The organism is Pseudomonas vanderleydeniana (assembly GCF_014268755.2).
Classification (GTDB): domain Bacteria; phylum Pseudomonadota; class Gammaproteobacteria; order Pseudomonadales; family Pseudomonadaceae; genus Aquipseudomonas; species Aquipseudomonas vanderleydeniana.
The window spans coordinates 3,520,093-3,534,279 of record NZ_CP077093.1 but is presented as its reverse complement, the minus strand read 5'-3'; the positions used below and the strand labels follow the sequence as shown (position 1 = coordinate 3,534,279).

The 14,187-nt window shown below is 64.0% G+C and carries 10 protein-coding genes; 4 read left to right on the top strand and 6 right to left on the bottom strand.

The genetic code is table 11. The annotated features are described in order from the left end of the window. Window positions 1-7 precede the first annotated feature (7 nt). The 4 genes from HU752_RS16080 (at window position 8) to HU752_RS16065 (ending at window position 6,724) form a co-directional block, all read left to right on the top strand. Entirely contained in the window at window positions 8-1,216 is a 1,209-nt protein-coding gene (locus tag HU752_RS16080; RefSeq protein ID WP_186676578.1) for an LLM class flavin-dependent oxidoreductase, read from the top strand. 4 nt (window positions 1,217-1,220) lie between these two features. Continuing rightward, the gene (locus HU752_RS16075) at window positions 1,221-2,804 is read left to right on the top strand and encodes an ABC transporter substrate-binding protein (RefSeq protein ID WP_186676580.1); all 1,584 of its coding nucleotides are present in this window, start codon (window positions 1,221-1,223) and stop codon (window positions 2,802-2,804) included. Between the two features lie 208 nt (window positions 2,805-3,012). Then, window positions 3,013-5,613, top strand: a complete 2,601-nt coding sequence (locus tag HU752_RS16070; RefSeq protein ID WP_186676582.1) for a TonB-dependent receptor — start codon at window positions 3,013-3,015, stop codon at window positions 5,611-5,613. A gap of 25 nt (window positions 5,614-5,638) precedes the next feature. Continuing rightward, on the top strand, window positions 5,639-6,724 hold the full coding sequence (locus HU752_RS16065) for an LLM class flavin-dependent oxidoreductase (RefSeq protein WP_186676584.1): 1,086 nt from the start codon (window positions 5,639-5,641) through the stop codon (window positions 6,722-6,724). Between the two features lie 150 nt (window positions 6,725-6,874). On the opposite strand, the gene HU752_RS16060 is transcribed toward HU752_RS16065, so the two are convergent. The 6 genes from HU752_RS16060 to HU752_RS16035 form a co-directional block, all read right to left on the bottom strand. Continuing rightward, the gene (locus HU752_RS16060) at window positions 6,875-8,683 is read right to left on the bottom strand and encodes a dipeptide ABC transporter ATP-binding protein (RefSeq protein WP_186676586.1); all 1,809 of its coding nucleotides are present in this window, start codon (window positions 8,681-8,683) and stop codon (window positions 6,875-6,877) included. Further along, a complete protein-coding gene (locus HU752_RS16055; protein WP_186676587.1) occupies window positions 8,680-9,525 on the bottom strand; it encodes an ABC transporter permease in 846 nt (281 codons plus the stop codon). The genes HU752_RS16060 and HU752_RS16055 overlap by 4 nt, the downstream gene beginning before the upstream one ends. Before the next feature lie 10 nt (window positions 9,526-9,535). Continuing rightward, window positions 9,536-10,594, bottom strand: coding sequence for an ABC transporter permease (locus HU752_RS16050; protein ID WP_186676590.1), 1,059 nt, complete (start codon window positions 10,592-10,594; stop codon window positions 9,536-9,538). Further along, window positions 10,587-12,158, bottom strand: a complete 1,572-nt coding sequence (locus HU752_RS16045; protein WP_186676593.1) for an ABC transporter substrate-binding protein — start codon at window positions 12,156-12,158, stop codon at window positions 10,587-10,589. Before HU752_RS16045 ends, HU752_RS16050 begins: the two co-directional genes overlap by 8 nt. A gap of 10 nt (window positions 12,159-12,168) precedes the next feature. Further along, entirely contained in the window at window positions 12,169-13,356 is a 1,188-nt protein-coding gene (locus tag HU752_RS16040) for an LLM class flavin-dependent oxidoreductase (RefSeq protein WP_186676595.1), read from the bottom strand. Between the two features lie 81 nt (window positions 13,357-13,437). Next, entirely contained in the window at window positions 13,438-14,184 is a 747-nt protein-coding gene (locus HU752_RS16035; RefSeq protein ID WP_186676597.1) for a class II aldolase/adducin family protein, read from the bottom strand. Window positions 14,185-14,187: the final 3 nt, after the last annotated feature.

The window sequence follows — 14,187 nt, the reverse complement described above, 5'->3', positions numbered from 1 at the left end:
AGTCCCGATGAGCATCGAATTCTTTACCCGCCTGCCGCTGCACGGTGAAACCCAGTTCCTTCCCGGTGATCCTCGCAACCGGGGCGACTGGCACCGTGGCGGCCCCAGTACCGGTGCGGTGTCCGGTTTCAACGTCGGCGATCACTTCACCTACATCGACTACCTCGGCCAGATCGCCCGAGCCGCGGAAATCAACGGCTTCGGCGGTGCGCTGATGGTCAACGCCCCGAGTGGCGAGGAGCCCTGGACCGTCTGCTCGCTGCTGGCCCGGGAAACCCGCACGCTCAAATACGTTACGGCGTTCCAGCCTTACCACTACACGCCCTGGGTTGCCGTGCAGCAGGCGGCGACCTATCAGCGCGCCACCGGCAATCGGCTGATATGGAACATCATCAACGGGGGGTCCGATGCAATCCAGCGCCAGGTCGGTGACTTCAGTGAGCATGACGAACGTTATGAACGCGCCATCGAGTTCATGGATGTGGTCAAGGGGTACTGGAACAACGAAACCTTCCACTACGACGGCAAGTTCTACAAGGCCGATGGCGGTGGCCTGCGTGGCCCGCAGAAAAAGGCCGAGCTGCCGCTGATCTGCACTGCCGGCTCGTCGATTCCGGCACGGGAATTCGCGGCACGGCACGCCGACTTCTATTTGATGCGCGCCGAGCATCCGACGGAGATCGCCGCACTGATCGCCGATATCCGCGAGCGTGCGCTGAAGTACGGACGCACCGGGATCCGCTTCGGCCTGTCCATCGACGTCATCACCCGGGAAACCGAAGAACTGGCGCTGGCCGAAGCCAAGCGCTTCTTCGACGAAGGCATCGCCCGTGGCGCGGTCAAGGCCGTGGCAGCCCACGCCGGGCTGCGTACCGCGCGCAAGCTCAGCTATGAACACGATTTCGCCGGCAAGAACGAAACCCAAGGCTTCGAGGACTTCTTCATCCACCCCAACGTCTGGACCGGTTTCGGCTACATCGGCATTCCGCCTGGCTGCGCGCTGGTGGGCAGTCATGAAAATGTCGTGGCGCGAATTCGCGAATACAACGCCATCGGCATCGACCTGTTCTTCCTCGCCGGCTACCCCCACCTGGAGGAAGCCTATCGCCTCGGCGAACACATCCTGCCGCACTTTCGTGGCGAGCGTAGCGGCTTGAGCCGCACGAACGAGCCATTGCCGGCCTTGCACAGTGCCAACGGTCCGAGCGGAGCCTGATCCCATGAGCCAGGACTCTCTCCTCAGCCGACGCACCTTTCTCGGCCACAGTGCCGCCCTCGGTGGCGGGCTCATCCTGGGTGGCAGCCTGCTAGCCGGCTGTGGCCCACAGGACAACAAGCCAGCCGCAACAGGAGCCACGGACGACCAGCCACGCTATGGCGGCCGGTTGCGCCTGGGTATCATCGACGGCAACCAGAACGGCAATCTGGACGCCCACAAGCCCATCGGCGGCGGCATCGTGCGCGGCTTCGCGCTCTACAGCAAGCTCTGGGAATGGGACGAGCACATGCAACCGCGCCTGGCCCTGGCCGAGCTGGCAGAGCCCAACGCCGACGCCAGCCAGTGGACCTTGCGCCTACGCCAGGGCCTGGAGTTCCACAACGGCAAGACCATCGACGCCGATGACCTGATCTTCTCCATCCGCCGCCTGACCGATCCGCAGCTGGCCTCGCCCTACGCGGCACTGCTGCACTGGGTCGACCGCGACAACCTGGAGAAACTCGACTCGCGCACGGTACGCCTGGGCTTTCGCGAAGGCCGCAGCTACATGCCGTTGGCCGAAACCTGGGTCAACTTTGGCGGTATCGTCCCGGTGGACTACCACCCGGTGACCAACCCCGTCGGCGCCGGTCCCTATAAGTTGAAAAGCTACAGCCCGGGCCAGCGCTCGCTGTTCAGCCGTTTCGAGAACTACTACAAGGAAGGCAAGCCCTACGCCGACGAACTGGAGATCATCGACTTCAAGGACCAGGTCGCCCGCCTGGCAGCCCTGCGCGCCGGGCAGATCGACATGGCCAACGTGATGCCGACCGAGCAGCTTGAAGTACTGCAGCGTGATCCCCGGGTACGCCTGCTCAAGTCGGTCAGCGGCAACTGGCTGTCGTTCGACATGAACCTGGACAAGCCTCCGTTCAACGACGCACGGGTACGCGAGGCGTTCCGCCTGCTGGCTGATCGCGAGGAGCTCGTGCGCCGAGCCCTGAACGGCCAGGGACGGGTGGCCAACGACCTGTATGCACCGAGCGATCCAACCTTCAACCACGAGCTCGGGCCACGGCCCTACGACCCGCAGAAGGCGGCGCAACTGCTCAAGGAAGCCGGTCAGGAGAACCTCGAAGTCGAGTTGATCACCACCGCCGGGCCAGGGCTTTCTTCGGCGCTGGTCCTGGCCGAACAGGCCAAGCGGATCGGCGTCACCCTGAAGGTCAAGCAGGTCGACCAGGCAACCTTCGACGGGCCACAGCGAAACGACTGGACCCTGAGTACCGGCGGCAGCATCGGCGCACCGTTCCTGGCCAGCGCAATCCACACGGATGCACCGTTCGCCGTCTCGAACAAGACCCATTTCAACGATCCGCAGTTTTCGCAGCTGTTCCTCGAGGCCATGGCCCAACCTGACCTGGAGAAACGCACGGCCCTGGTCCACCAGGCGCAGCGTATCCAGTACGAGCGCGGCGGCATGCTGATCTGGGGCTACGCCGACCTGCTCGACAGCGTGGCCACTCGCGTCGGCGGCGCAGCAGCGGAAGAGTCGCTGTTCAGCACCTGGCGCTTCGAGCGCCTATGGCTCAGGGACGGCGCCTGACGAAGGGACCCACCCGACTGTGGGAGCCGGGCTTATCAGCGAACACGTGGACGCGTCTGTTCAGTCAGACCTCGTTGTCGGTTTCCGCGGATAAATCCGGCGTCCACCAGAAGGCGGACAGTCCCTCCTTTGCAAGCTGGCCAACAGACCACTAACGCCAGCCTCACCCCGATTTCTCATTACCTTATTGACTTGAGGCGAGTTCGTCATGCCCGCTATCGCACGTTTTTTACCCACGCCAGATCCGGAAAACCTGCGCAGGAACGCCCTGGCGCTGGCTATCCTGTCGAGCCTGGCCTTGCCCACGCACGCCGCCGATACCCAGTTGCAGACCGTCACCGTCGAGGCCAGCGCCAGCAACAGCGACGACGATGCGCTGCCCACCCGTCCCCCATCCTCGGTCTACGGCGGCACCGAGGCCAAGGTTCTCGACACCCCGCGCTCGGTGACCCAGATCAATGCCGAACAACTGGCCAACGACTCGATACGCAGCGCCGACGACCTGGTCAAATACGCTCCCGGCATTACCCGCGGTGGCGGTCAGAACGCCGGTATCGCCCCCCAATTCCGTGGCCAGGGCTCCGAAGTGTTCCAGGACGGCCAACGTGCCTACGGCGTGCGTCATCCGGCCAACTTCAATGCCTACGAAGGCGCCGACATTGTCGCTGGCCCCTCATCGGTGACCTACGGATCGGTCTCCGGGAGCGGCGGCTACATCAACTACCTGAGCAAGAAACCCGACTTCAACACTTTCAAGACCAAGGTCAGTGGCGAGCTCGGCGCCTGGATACCCGATGGCACCTCCCGCGACTCGAGCAAGTTCAGCATCGACAACACCGGCCCGCTGAGCGATAACCTCGCCTATCGGGTCAGCATCACCAAGCAGCGCCAACAGGACTTCTACGACAACGTCGACAACAATTTCGACGCTTTCTACGGTGCGCTCGCCTGGCGCAACGACAACGTACGGGTTGACTGGAACGCCAGCTACGACAACTACTACGACTACAACATCACCCACGGCTGGAACCGTGCCACCCAGGAGTTGGTGGACAGCGGCAAGTACTATGCCGGCCGGGCCACGCCGATCATCCAGAACGGCAACACCCTGTGGTCTCCGGTGCTGGCCTCCGGTGCCGCCGACGCCACGACCCTCGGCTGGGTCCAGCGCCAGCGCAACGCCCAGGGCCAGTACACCGTGGTCGACGGTAGTTTCCAGAGCGCGTCGCCCAATACCCAGGCCAACCCTGGCACCCTGCGCGGTTGGGTGTATGACCCGACCCTGGCGGGCAATGGCCTGACTTCATTGTCGCCGCAGGTCGGCCAGCGTGCCGAAGACCAGAACAGCTCTCGGCGCTTCACTACCCAGTTGCGAATCGAGGCCGACCTGTCGCCAACCATCACCCTCGCCAATAGCACCTTCTACCAGCGCTCGAAGGATATGACCGATGCTGTCGGCTCCTTCCAGGTCAAGTCCAGGGACAACATCTTCGACAACCGTTTCGAGTTCCATTGGAACCATGAACTGCGCCTGGGCGATTTCAGCCTGCGCGACGAGAGCAACAGCGGTCTGATCTACCGACGTGAATTCAACCAGTCGATCGCCGCCAACAACAGCTTCGGCTCGACCATCAACGCCTATGACCTGACCCTGGACCCTTCCGGCAAGAACCCCGGGACCCTGCTCGGGCTGACTGGCGCCAACCCGGCTGGAGGCAACGCAGCCTGGATCGGCCAGGCCGGCGTGCCGCAATACTCCAGTTATTACGGCTGGCTCAACCTGCCAGCCATGTACCCCATTGGCGGCGGGCTGTACGCCGAATCGGTCGCTCCCTACACCGCTGAAAGCACCTGGAGTACCAAGACCCTGTTCAGCCAGCACAACCTGCATTTCGGTGAGCGGGTCGGGCTGAACATCGGTGCCAGCCGCAGCTGGATCGATGCCGAGATCGACAACCCGTTCGTGCTGCCGGGCGGCAACTCACGCAAGGACAGCCACGACTACCGGCTGTTCTCGGTGCAGGTCAGCCCCTACGTCAAGCCCACCGAGAACAGCACGCTCTACTACACCTTCGACCGCTCGCTGGCGGTCAACACCGGGTTCTTCTCCAACGGCCTCGGCTGGGGCAGCGGCACCGCTGTCAACCAGCTCAACCCGTTGGCGTTCCAGAGTCTGAGCGTGCTGCATGAGGTCGGGCTGAAGGTCGAGGCCGTGCCCAAGGAGCTGTTCTTCACCCTGGCGGCGTTCAAACAGGCCCGGGACCAGTCGCCGGACAGCAACAACAATATCGCCCGCCTGGTGGTCAAGGGCGTGGAGTCGACCATTCGCTACCAGCCGGACGATCACCTGCGCAGCGGCCTGAACCTGTCCAAGCTCAATGCCTACAACGAATACACCTCCCAGGCGGGTTTCGCCTCGGCCGGCTTCATCCCCGACAACGGCACGGTGTTCGGCGACAACAACAGCCTCAACCAACGGCCCTCCGGCCGCTTCGACGCCGTGCAGATCCCCGAGTACACCGCCAGTGGCTATGTTGACTATCGGTTCGACTCGGGTTTCGGTGCCGAGCTGTCCGGCTGGTGGACCAGCCACTGGTACCTGAACCTGAGCAAGACCGTGAAGATCCCCAACGAATACAACCTCGACCTGGCCCTGTACTACCGCCAGCCACAATGGAGCACCACCTTGCGGGTGCTCAATCTGACCAACGAGCTGAACTTCGTCAGCGGCTTGGCCGGCTCGACCAACACCTTCCTGCAACCGATGCCGGGCCGCACCGTCCTGGCCCAGTTCGACTACCAGTTCTGATCGTTCCCCCCAAGAGGCAATCACGATGTCCATTGAATTTGTCGGTATGATCTTTCCCCGCCAGTGGTCGGAAACCCGCGGCGTGCGCAGTCCGGATTTCGACCTGGAGTTCATCCGCCACCACGCCCGCAGTCACGAGCACGCGGGTTTCGATCGGGTGCTGATCGCCAGCGGTCCGGGCAGCGCCGACAGCCTGCAGATTGCCGCCTACGCGGCAGCGCACACCGAGCGATTGGGTTTCATGATCGCCCATCGTCCGGCCCTCACCGCCCCGACAGTGGCGGCCCGAGCCTTTGCGACACTGGACCACACCACAGGCGGCGGGCGGATTCGCCTGCACGCGATCACCGGCATCACCGCCGAACCCCAGGAAGGCGACACCTTGCTGGACAAGACCGAGCGCTACAAGCGCACCGACGAGTACCTGGAGATCGTCCGACGCACCTGGACCGAAGAGGAACCGTTCGACTTCGCGGGCCAGTACTTCAACATCAAGGGTGCCTTTTCCCCGGTCAAGCCGCTGCAGAAGCCGCATATCCCGATTTCCTTCGGCGGGTCGTCGGATATCGCCTACCAGATTGCGGTCAAGCACGCGGACCTGTATGCGCTGTGGGGCGAGCCGTTGGGCGGAGTGGCCGAACAGATCGGCAAACTCAAGGCGGCGGCGCAGGCGGCAGGCGTCGAGGCGCCGCGGGTCAGTTTGTCGGTGCGGCTGATCCTGGGTGCCACCGAGGAGTTGGCCTGGCAGCGGGCCGAGCAGATCCTGGCGCAGATCAAGGCCAATCCGCAGTTCGCGGCGGGCAGCCCGTGGCAGAAACGTATCAAGGGAACGGGTTCGGAGCGACTGCTGGCGGCAGCGGCACGGGGTGATCGACACGACCGCGCGCTATGGATGCCAACCGCCACGGCTGTCGGCGCCTATGGAGACACCACCGCGCTGGTCGGCACACCGGAAACGGTGGCCCAGGCGCTGCTGGATTATGTCGACCTGGGCGTGACGACCTTTCTGAATCGTGGCTACGACCCATTGTACGACACGGTCGACTACGGACGCTGGATCATTCCGGCTGTGCGGGAAGAGGCTCAACGTCGCACGGCGCGGGTGGCATAGATCACGTGCGGTGTCGTGGCTGAGAGCGCTATCGCCAGCAAGCGGAGCGCCGCCCGGCCGCCTACCTCAGGGCGAGGGAGGCTCTGAGGTTGTGTTCATACAGGACCTTGTGGGAGCCGGCTGCTGGCGATCGCGCACAACGGTGGCCTGTCACCGCCCGCCAACCAACGTCGGCGAATGCTCCAGCAGTGAGCGGGTGTACGGCGCCTGAGGCCGGTCCAGCACCTCGTCGACCGCGCCCTGCTCCACCACACGCCCCTGTTTCAGCACCAGCACCCGGTCGGCAATCGCCCGGACCACGCCCAGGTCATGGGTCACGAACAATAGCGTCAGGCCTTCCTGCTGCAACTGGCGCAACAAGGCCAGGATCGACGCCTGTACCGATACATCCAGCGCTGAAGTGACCTCGTCGCAGATCAGCAATGCCGGCTCACACACCAGTGCCCGGGCAATCGCCACCCGCTGGCGCTCACCACCCGAGAGGCCATGGGGATACAACTGCGCCACCGATGCCGACAGCGAAACACGCCCGAGTACCGCCTCGACACGCTCGCGCGCCTGATTGCCCTTGATGCCGAAGAAGTGCTCCAGCGGTGCACTCAGGATCTGGTAGACGGTCTGTCGCGGGTTCAACGCCCGATAGGGGTTCTGGAAGATGTACTGGATCCTGTGCCGCAAAGCCTTCTCGCGTCCACGCGCCTCCAGGCTCAACGCCTGCCCGGCAAAACGCAGCCCGCCCTCGGCATTTTCCCCCAGGCCGGCCACGGCACGGGCCAGGCTGGTCTTGCCGGAACCCGATTCGCCCACCAACGCCAGGCATTCCCCCGGCAGCAATTGCAAGGACACATCGAACAGCACCTGGCGATCATAGGCCACGTTCAACCGCTCGATCTCCAGCAACGACTCCTGCTCCGTACGAACGCCTCTCTGTCCCAACGGCACCTGGGCGAGCAACTGCAAGGGTTCACGATGAGGATTCAGGCAGGCCACTGCCTGCCCGACCGTCAAATCGTGCAAGGCCGGCTCCGTTGTCGTGCACTCGGCACGAGACCACGCGCAGCGCGGCGCGAAGGCACAGCCCGAAGGCCGTTGCCCAGGCGCCGGCGCATGACCGGCAATCGCTTGCAGATCACGGCGCTCAGCGACATCCGGGATCGCCGCAAGCAAGCCACGGGTGTACGGATGAGCCGGTCGCGCGAACAACGTATCGCGCCCGGCAATCTCCACCAGTCGACCGGCATACATCACCATCACCCGATCCACCAGGTCCTTGATCACCGCCAGGTCGTGCGACACGTACACCGCCGCCACCCCCTGGCTTTTGCAGAGGCGGCGCAGCGTCTGGAGAATATGCGCCTGGGTGCTGACATCCAGCGCGGTGGTCGGTTCATCCAGCACGATCAACCGTGGCCGAAGCACGAAAGCCAGCGCCAACATGACCCGCTGCTGCTGGCCACCGGACAATTGATGGGGAAAACGCCGCAGGAACGCCTCGTCATCCGGCAGACCGACATCACGGAGGGTTGCGCCGATGCGCTGACGTACAGTCGCTCGGTCCAGGCGGTGCTGATGAGTTTCCAGGGTTTCGCGCAACAGATGGCCGATACGCAACGCCGGATTCAGCGCCGTGGCCGGATCCTGGGCGACATAGCCGATCAGGCTGCCTCGCGCCCGGCGCAGGTCTTCACCGCGCAGTTCCAACAACGCCTGCCCGGCGACTTCGACCCGGCCGCCGACAATTCGCGCCCCACGCCGGGCGTGCGCGAGCAACGCCGTGGCCAGGGTGGTCTTGCCGGAGCCAGACTCCCCCACCAGGCCAAGGATTTCCCCGGCGGCCACCGTGAACGACACCCCCGACAGCACATCGACCTGCGCCGACAGTTCGACCCGCAGGTCACTCACCTGCAGCACCTGGGCGCCCGTCTGCAGACGGGGCTCTATTTCGGCAACGGCGTTCATGCTTGCTTGTCTCCAATCCGTGAACTGCTGCGACCGATGCCCTCGGCGAGGATGTTCGTGCCATAGGCGAAGATACCCACCAGTACCGCAGGCGCCAGTACGGCCCACGGTTGTACCAGCAGGCCAGCCTGGTTTTCATTGATCATCAGCCCCCAGTCGGCGGCCGGTGGCGCCACGCCGTAGCCGAGAAAACTCAAGCCCGAAAGCATGCCGATGCCCCAGGTCAGCATATTGCCCAGATGCACCAGCAGCGGCGTGAGAATATTTGGCAGGATCTCGCGGAACAGGATGCGCCAGCGCGAATACCCCATCATCTGTGCTGCCTCGACGAACTCCTGGCCGGCCACGCTCACCGCGCACCCACGGGCCAGGCGAATGACGCCGGGAATGAAGGCAATCGCCACGGTCAGCACGATCAGCCAGGGCGCGCGCCCCAGCATCGAGACGATCAGCAGCACCAGGATCAGATCGGGAAATGCCAGCGATACGTCCGCCAACCAGGTAATCCACTGGTCCAGCCGACGCCGTGACAAACCCGCCAGCAAACCCAGCGTGCCTCCTACCGCCAGTGCGATCACGGCTGCCGCTACCGACATCCAGAGTACCGATAGCCCACCACCAAGCAGCCGCGACAGTACGTCATGCCCAAGAAAGTCGTACCCCAGCCAGGCACCGGCCTGCGGCACGCCATACACCTGGCCCACCATGTCGGTGGTGCCGTGGGGGGCGACCCAGGGTCCCACCAGTGCCAGGAGGACGACTGCCAGGGTAATCAGCGCGCCCCTGCGGGTCTGCGGCTCGGCCAGCCAGTGGCGCCCGCGCAAGAATCGGATATCACTCATGTTTCACCTCTCAAGGCGCCTTCGGCGAACGCCGCCACCAGGGCTGGATGCCACGCTGGTTGCGCTGGATCAGGGTGACCCGCCAGGCAGTGCGCAGCTTGGGAGTCAACAGGACGGTCAACAGGTCGGCCAGCAGGTTGATCAGCACTACGCCCAGGGTGATGACCAGCACGCAGGCCTGGATCATCGGCAGGTCGCGCATCTGAATGGCGGCATTGAGCAACGTGCCTATCCCCGGGTAGCTGAAGACCACCTCGGCCAGCAACGCGCCGCCGAGCAGGATGCGCAGGGTCAGTGCCACGCCCTGGATCGCCGGCACCAACGCATTGGGCAAGGTGTGCCGCCAGACGATGCGCCATTGCGGTATGCCCCTCAGCCTCGCGGCGATGATGTAGTCGGACTCCAGCGCCTCGATCATCGAGGCACGCACCAGTCGCGTCAGGTAAGGCAGTGCCGATAGGCTCAAGGCCACCACTGGCAACACCAGGAATTGCAGTTGTCGAACCAGCGGGCGCTCGGGGTCGAGGATCGACACAGCCGGCAGCAGGTCCATGTAAGGCATGGAAAACAGCAGCACCAGGCCGATGGCGAGCAGGAAACCCGGCGTTGCCTTGAGGAAGATCAGCAACGACAGGCTCCAGCGATCCAGGGGCTGGTCGCGACGCAATGCCAGGGCGACGCCAAGCGCCAGCGCTGCAGGCACCACCACCAGGATCACTCCCAGTACCAATGCCAGGCTGTTACCGAAACGGCTCGACAGGATACTGCTGACGGCGGCATTGGAATCCAGCGAGGTCCCCAGGTCACCGCTCAGGAAGCGTCCCAGCCAACGCAGGTATTGTTCGATGATGGGTCGATCCAGCCCCAGTTGCTCGCGCAGGGTCAGCACACTCTGCAACGGCGCATCGGGCCCGAGGATCACCCGGGCCGGATCGGACGGCAGCGCCTGGGTTGCAATGAATACCACCAGGCTGATCAGCCAGGCGGTCAGCAAGCCGTAACCCAGCCGGCCCATGAACCAGGACAACCAAACCGGTGTCCGCGAGGTCTTGCGATGGGATCTAGGCATGATTCAACCACAGTTCGTCAAAACGCCAGGAGGCGAAGGTGGTCTGTTCCGGCGTCAGGCCGCCGACCCGTATCGAAGCGGCATCAAGTACATCACTGAAGCCCCAGATCAACAGGCCACCACGCTCGTGCTGGATACGCTGGGCCTCGTGCACCAGCAGCCGGCGCTGCTCCAACCGGGGTTGCGCCAACGCCTGCTGGTACAGCGCCGTGAAGCGCTCGTCGTGGAAGTTGCTGCGGTTGTAGATCGCCTGGGGCGCATCGTTGTGCAGGGCCGAGGCCAGGAAACCCCGGGCCGGGGTCGAACCTGGCGACAACAGCCAACTCTCGCGCTGCGGGCCGTTGAACACCGAGCCATCGACCTGGTTCACCCTGATCTCGACCCCGGCCTTCTTCGCCTGCTGGGCAAAGACCAGCGCAGCATTGACCCCTGCCCCCGGCGTGGTGGTCAATTCGACGCGCAGATCCTGCCGACCCGCCTGGCGCAACAGTGAGCGAGCCTGCTCCAGGTCGTGTGGACGTTGGTCGATGTCGTGGTTGTAGGTCGGATCCTGGGGTGAATACAGATCGTTGGCGATCCGCCCGAAGCCGTTGAGGCCGCGGTCCACCAACTCCTGGCGGTCGGCCAGCAGGCGGAACGCCTGACGTACCCGTACATCCTGGAATGGCTCCTTGGCCAGGTTGAGGTTGAAGCCGGTGAACGAGGTGGTGGGCGACACATAGAGCCTGAGACGTGAATCCGCCTTGAGCAACGCACTGTGCTCGGCCTGTACGCCACTGGCCACATCGATCTGCCCGGCTCGCAAGGCTGCTGCGCGGGAAACCTGGTCCTTGAATTCGATGATCTCCAGCTCGTCGGCATAGGGCTGCCCGGGCTTGTAGTAATTCTCGAAACGGGTGTAGAGCGAGCGCTGCCCGGGAATGAAGCGTTTGAGCCGATAAGGGCCCGCCCCCACCGGGTTGGTCACCGGATCGTAGTCGGTGGGCACGATGCCGCCGAAGCTGATCAGGGTTTCGTCCAGCGGGAAGAAGCTCTGGCCCTGCTTGAAACGGATCTCGATGGTGCGCTTGTCGAGTTTGCGCAACGCCGAACGGTCAATGGCGCCTACCAGTCCGGCGTATGGCGAAGCCAGCCCTGGGTCGGTCAGGCGCAGGATCGAAAACAGCATGTCATCGGCATCGATGGTCTTGCCGTGATGGAACTCCAGGCCCGGCTTGATGCGGACGGTCCAGGCGCTGGCGTCGGCATTCGGCTCGGCGAACTCGGCCAGCGCCAGTCGGGTGCTGACGTCCGGGTTCCATTCCCAGAACTTGCTGTAGAGCGCCCAGCCACGAATGATCCCGCCGCCTACCGGCTTGTGGGCATCGAGGTTGCCGGCCTGGTCACCATCGATGATACCGACCCGCAGGCGCCCACCGTGGACCGGCGTCGTGGAGACCGCACTGGCCACGGCGGTCGCTGGCGAGTTGTCGCAACCGGCGAGCAGACTGCTACCGAGCAACAGGCCACCACCTACCGCCAGGCTGTTGCCGAGAAACGCCCGGCGGGAGAACTCCTGACTCATGAGCGTTTCCTCAGACCGTTTCGGCCAGTGCTGCCGGGGGGTTCACACCCAGGCGAGGGACTTCGAAGCCGTGATCCAGGTCGAGCAGAGGGAACAGCAGGTCGGCGACACGGTGAGCTTCATCGATCAATGGAAAGCCGGAGAGGATGAAGGCCGATGTGCCCTGGGCCTCGTACTCGCGGATCCGCTCGGCAACCTGTTCTGCACTGCCTACCAGGTAAGTACCGGCAGCCGGGCCGAGAATGTTGAAACCGAACAGGCTCGGCCCGAGCCAGACGTTGGGGTAGATCTCCAGGTCGCGGGCCTTGGGCAGGCGCCCGGCGCGAATACTCTCGACGTTGCGCTGGACCTGTGGATCGTCGCTGTGGAAGTTTTCCAGGGTCACGCCCGGCGGCAACTGTCGCTCGAGGGATGCCCGTGCCGTTTGCAGCGAGGTGCGTTGCAGCAGCTTTTCCGCGTGAGCCCAGGCTTCTTCCTCGGTTTCGCGGACGATGATCTGCAAGCGCGTACCGAAGGTCAGCTCACGACCGATCTTCGCCGCCTCGGCGGCCACTTTGCGAAACTTCTCGCCCAGCGCCGGCGGTGTGTTGGCGAAACTCAGGTAGACGTCGAGCAGTTGCACCGAGTGAGCCACTCCCGGCGCCGACGTGCCTGCACCCCATAGCGCAATACCGGGTTTCTGCCTGGGTGGGTGCCAGCCGCCGAGTGGATGACCGGCCGCACCCGGCGAGCGTGGCGCCAGCTTCACGTAGCGGCCGTCGTAGCCATCGGTTTCACCGGCATAAATGCTCTGGAAGCTGCGCCAGTATTCAAGGCTGAAGTCATAACGCTCGTCGTGCGGGTAATGCACGCCGAGTGTGGCCAGCCCCGCGTCGTTGCCGTTGACTACGTTGAACAGCAGTCGGCCATTGGAGAACTGGTCGAACGTCAGTGCCCACTTGGCCAGCACCGCCGGCGACAGCTCCCCCGGGTGCTGCGCGACCAGAAAACGCAGGCGTTTGGTGGCGTCGATCAATGCCGCCGAGACAGCCAGGCTTTCGTTCGGGCTGGACCCCAGCAACGAGCCGTAGTAGCCCAGTCGGTCGCTGGCCACCGCCAGTTGCTTGAGGTGTTCGAAATCCGTTGTCCAGCGTCCCTCCGGCTCCCACGGATAAGGTCCATCGGGGGTAGTGAGGTACCAGAGAATTTTTACGGCCATGCTCATGTTCCTTGAATAATCACAGTGGTCCCACAGAAACACACAGCCCCTGTGGGATCGGGGCCTCCTCGAAGGCGGCAGTCAGTTGCGGCGGTCGATCGCGGGCACCAGGCCCAGCTCGGTGGCACGCTCGTACAATCCGCTCATTTTCCACTGCTGGGTCAGTACGCCCGGGCCGTAGGGGCGCGAGCCACCCAGGGCATCGGCCAGCAGTTGCAGTTGCGCGCCCTCCTCCAGCAGCAGGATGAATTCCGCCGTCGCTCGCAGCCCCTGTTTGCCCCAGACGGTGGAGCCCCCATTGGCTTCGAGAATCGCCAGGTTGAACGGGTTTTCGGTGATCTTCTCGAGAATGAAATCCACCTCGGCCTGGCGCCGATCGATGTACACCGGCAACTCGCGCGCCAGCTGGTAGCGCTGCACCGGCACGTAGTGGAATGGCAAGGTCCGGTGGGTCTGCGCCCAGGCGCCGAGGTACGGTGAATGCACATGGGAGACGGTGGTGATATCCGCATGCTGCTGGAACAGCTTGGTGTAGCGACCCAGGCCACCCTTGCCCTTGCCCAGCAGCACGTTGCCGGCAAAATCGGTGACCGTTGCCTGTAGCGGCTTGCGGTAGTTCCATGGCCCGCCGTAGTTGACCGAAACCAGCAGTTCACGCCCCGGAACCCGTTCGATGAAGCCAACGGTGCCATTGGCAGTGATGGTGTGGGTTTCGCGAAAGACGGTGAACGCCTCCTCGGCCTCCACCAGGACTTTGCTGACAAAGTCTTGCAGCGGCTGGTCCAGCAGCGCTTCGTTCACGGACGGTTCATTGAGCAGTGCAGTCATGGC

Coding starts and splice junctions, on each gene's coding strand:
- HU752_RS16080 (WP_186676578.1), top strand. CDS start 8: ATGAGCATCGAATTCTTTACCCGCCTGCCGCTGCACGGTGAAACCCAG.
- HU752_RS16075 (WP_186676580.1), top strand. CDS start 1,221: ATGAGCCAGGACTCTCTCCTCAGCCGACGCACCTTTCTCGGCCACAGT.
- HU752_RS16070 (WP_186676582.1), top strand. CDS start 3,013: ATGCCCGCTATCGCACGTTTTTTACCCACGCCAGATCCGGAAAACCTG.
- HU752_RS16065 (WP_186676584.1), top strand. CDS start 5,639: ATGTCCATTGAATTTGTCGGTATGATCTTTCCCCGCCAGTGGTCGGAA.
- HU752_RS16060 (WP_186676586.1), bottom strand. CDS start 8,683: ATGAACGCCGTTGCCGAAATAGAGCCCCGTCTGCAGACGGGCGCCCAG.
- HU752_RS16055 (WP_186676587.1), bottom strand. CDS start 9,525: ATGAGTGATATCCGATTCTTGCGCGGGCGCCACTGGCTGGCCGAGCCG.
- HU752_RS16050 (WP_186676590.1), bottom strand. CDS start 10,594: ATGCCTAGATCCCATCGCAAGACCTCGCGGACACCGGTTTGGTTGTCC.
- HU752_RS16045 (WP_186676593.1), bottom strand. CDS start 12,158: ATGAGTCAGGAGTTCTCCCGCCGGGCGTTTCTCGGCAACAGCCTGGCG.
- HU752_RS16040 (WP_186676595.1), bottom strand. CDS start 13,356: ATGGCCGTAAAAATTCTCTGGTACCTCACTACCCCCGATGGACCTTAT.
- HU752_RS16035 (WP_186676597.1), bottom strand. CDS start 14,184: ATGACTGCACTGCTCAATGAACCGTCCGTGAACGAAGCGCTGCTGGAC.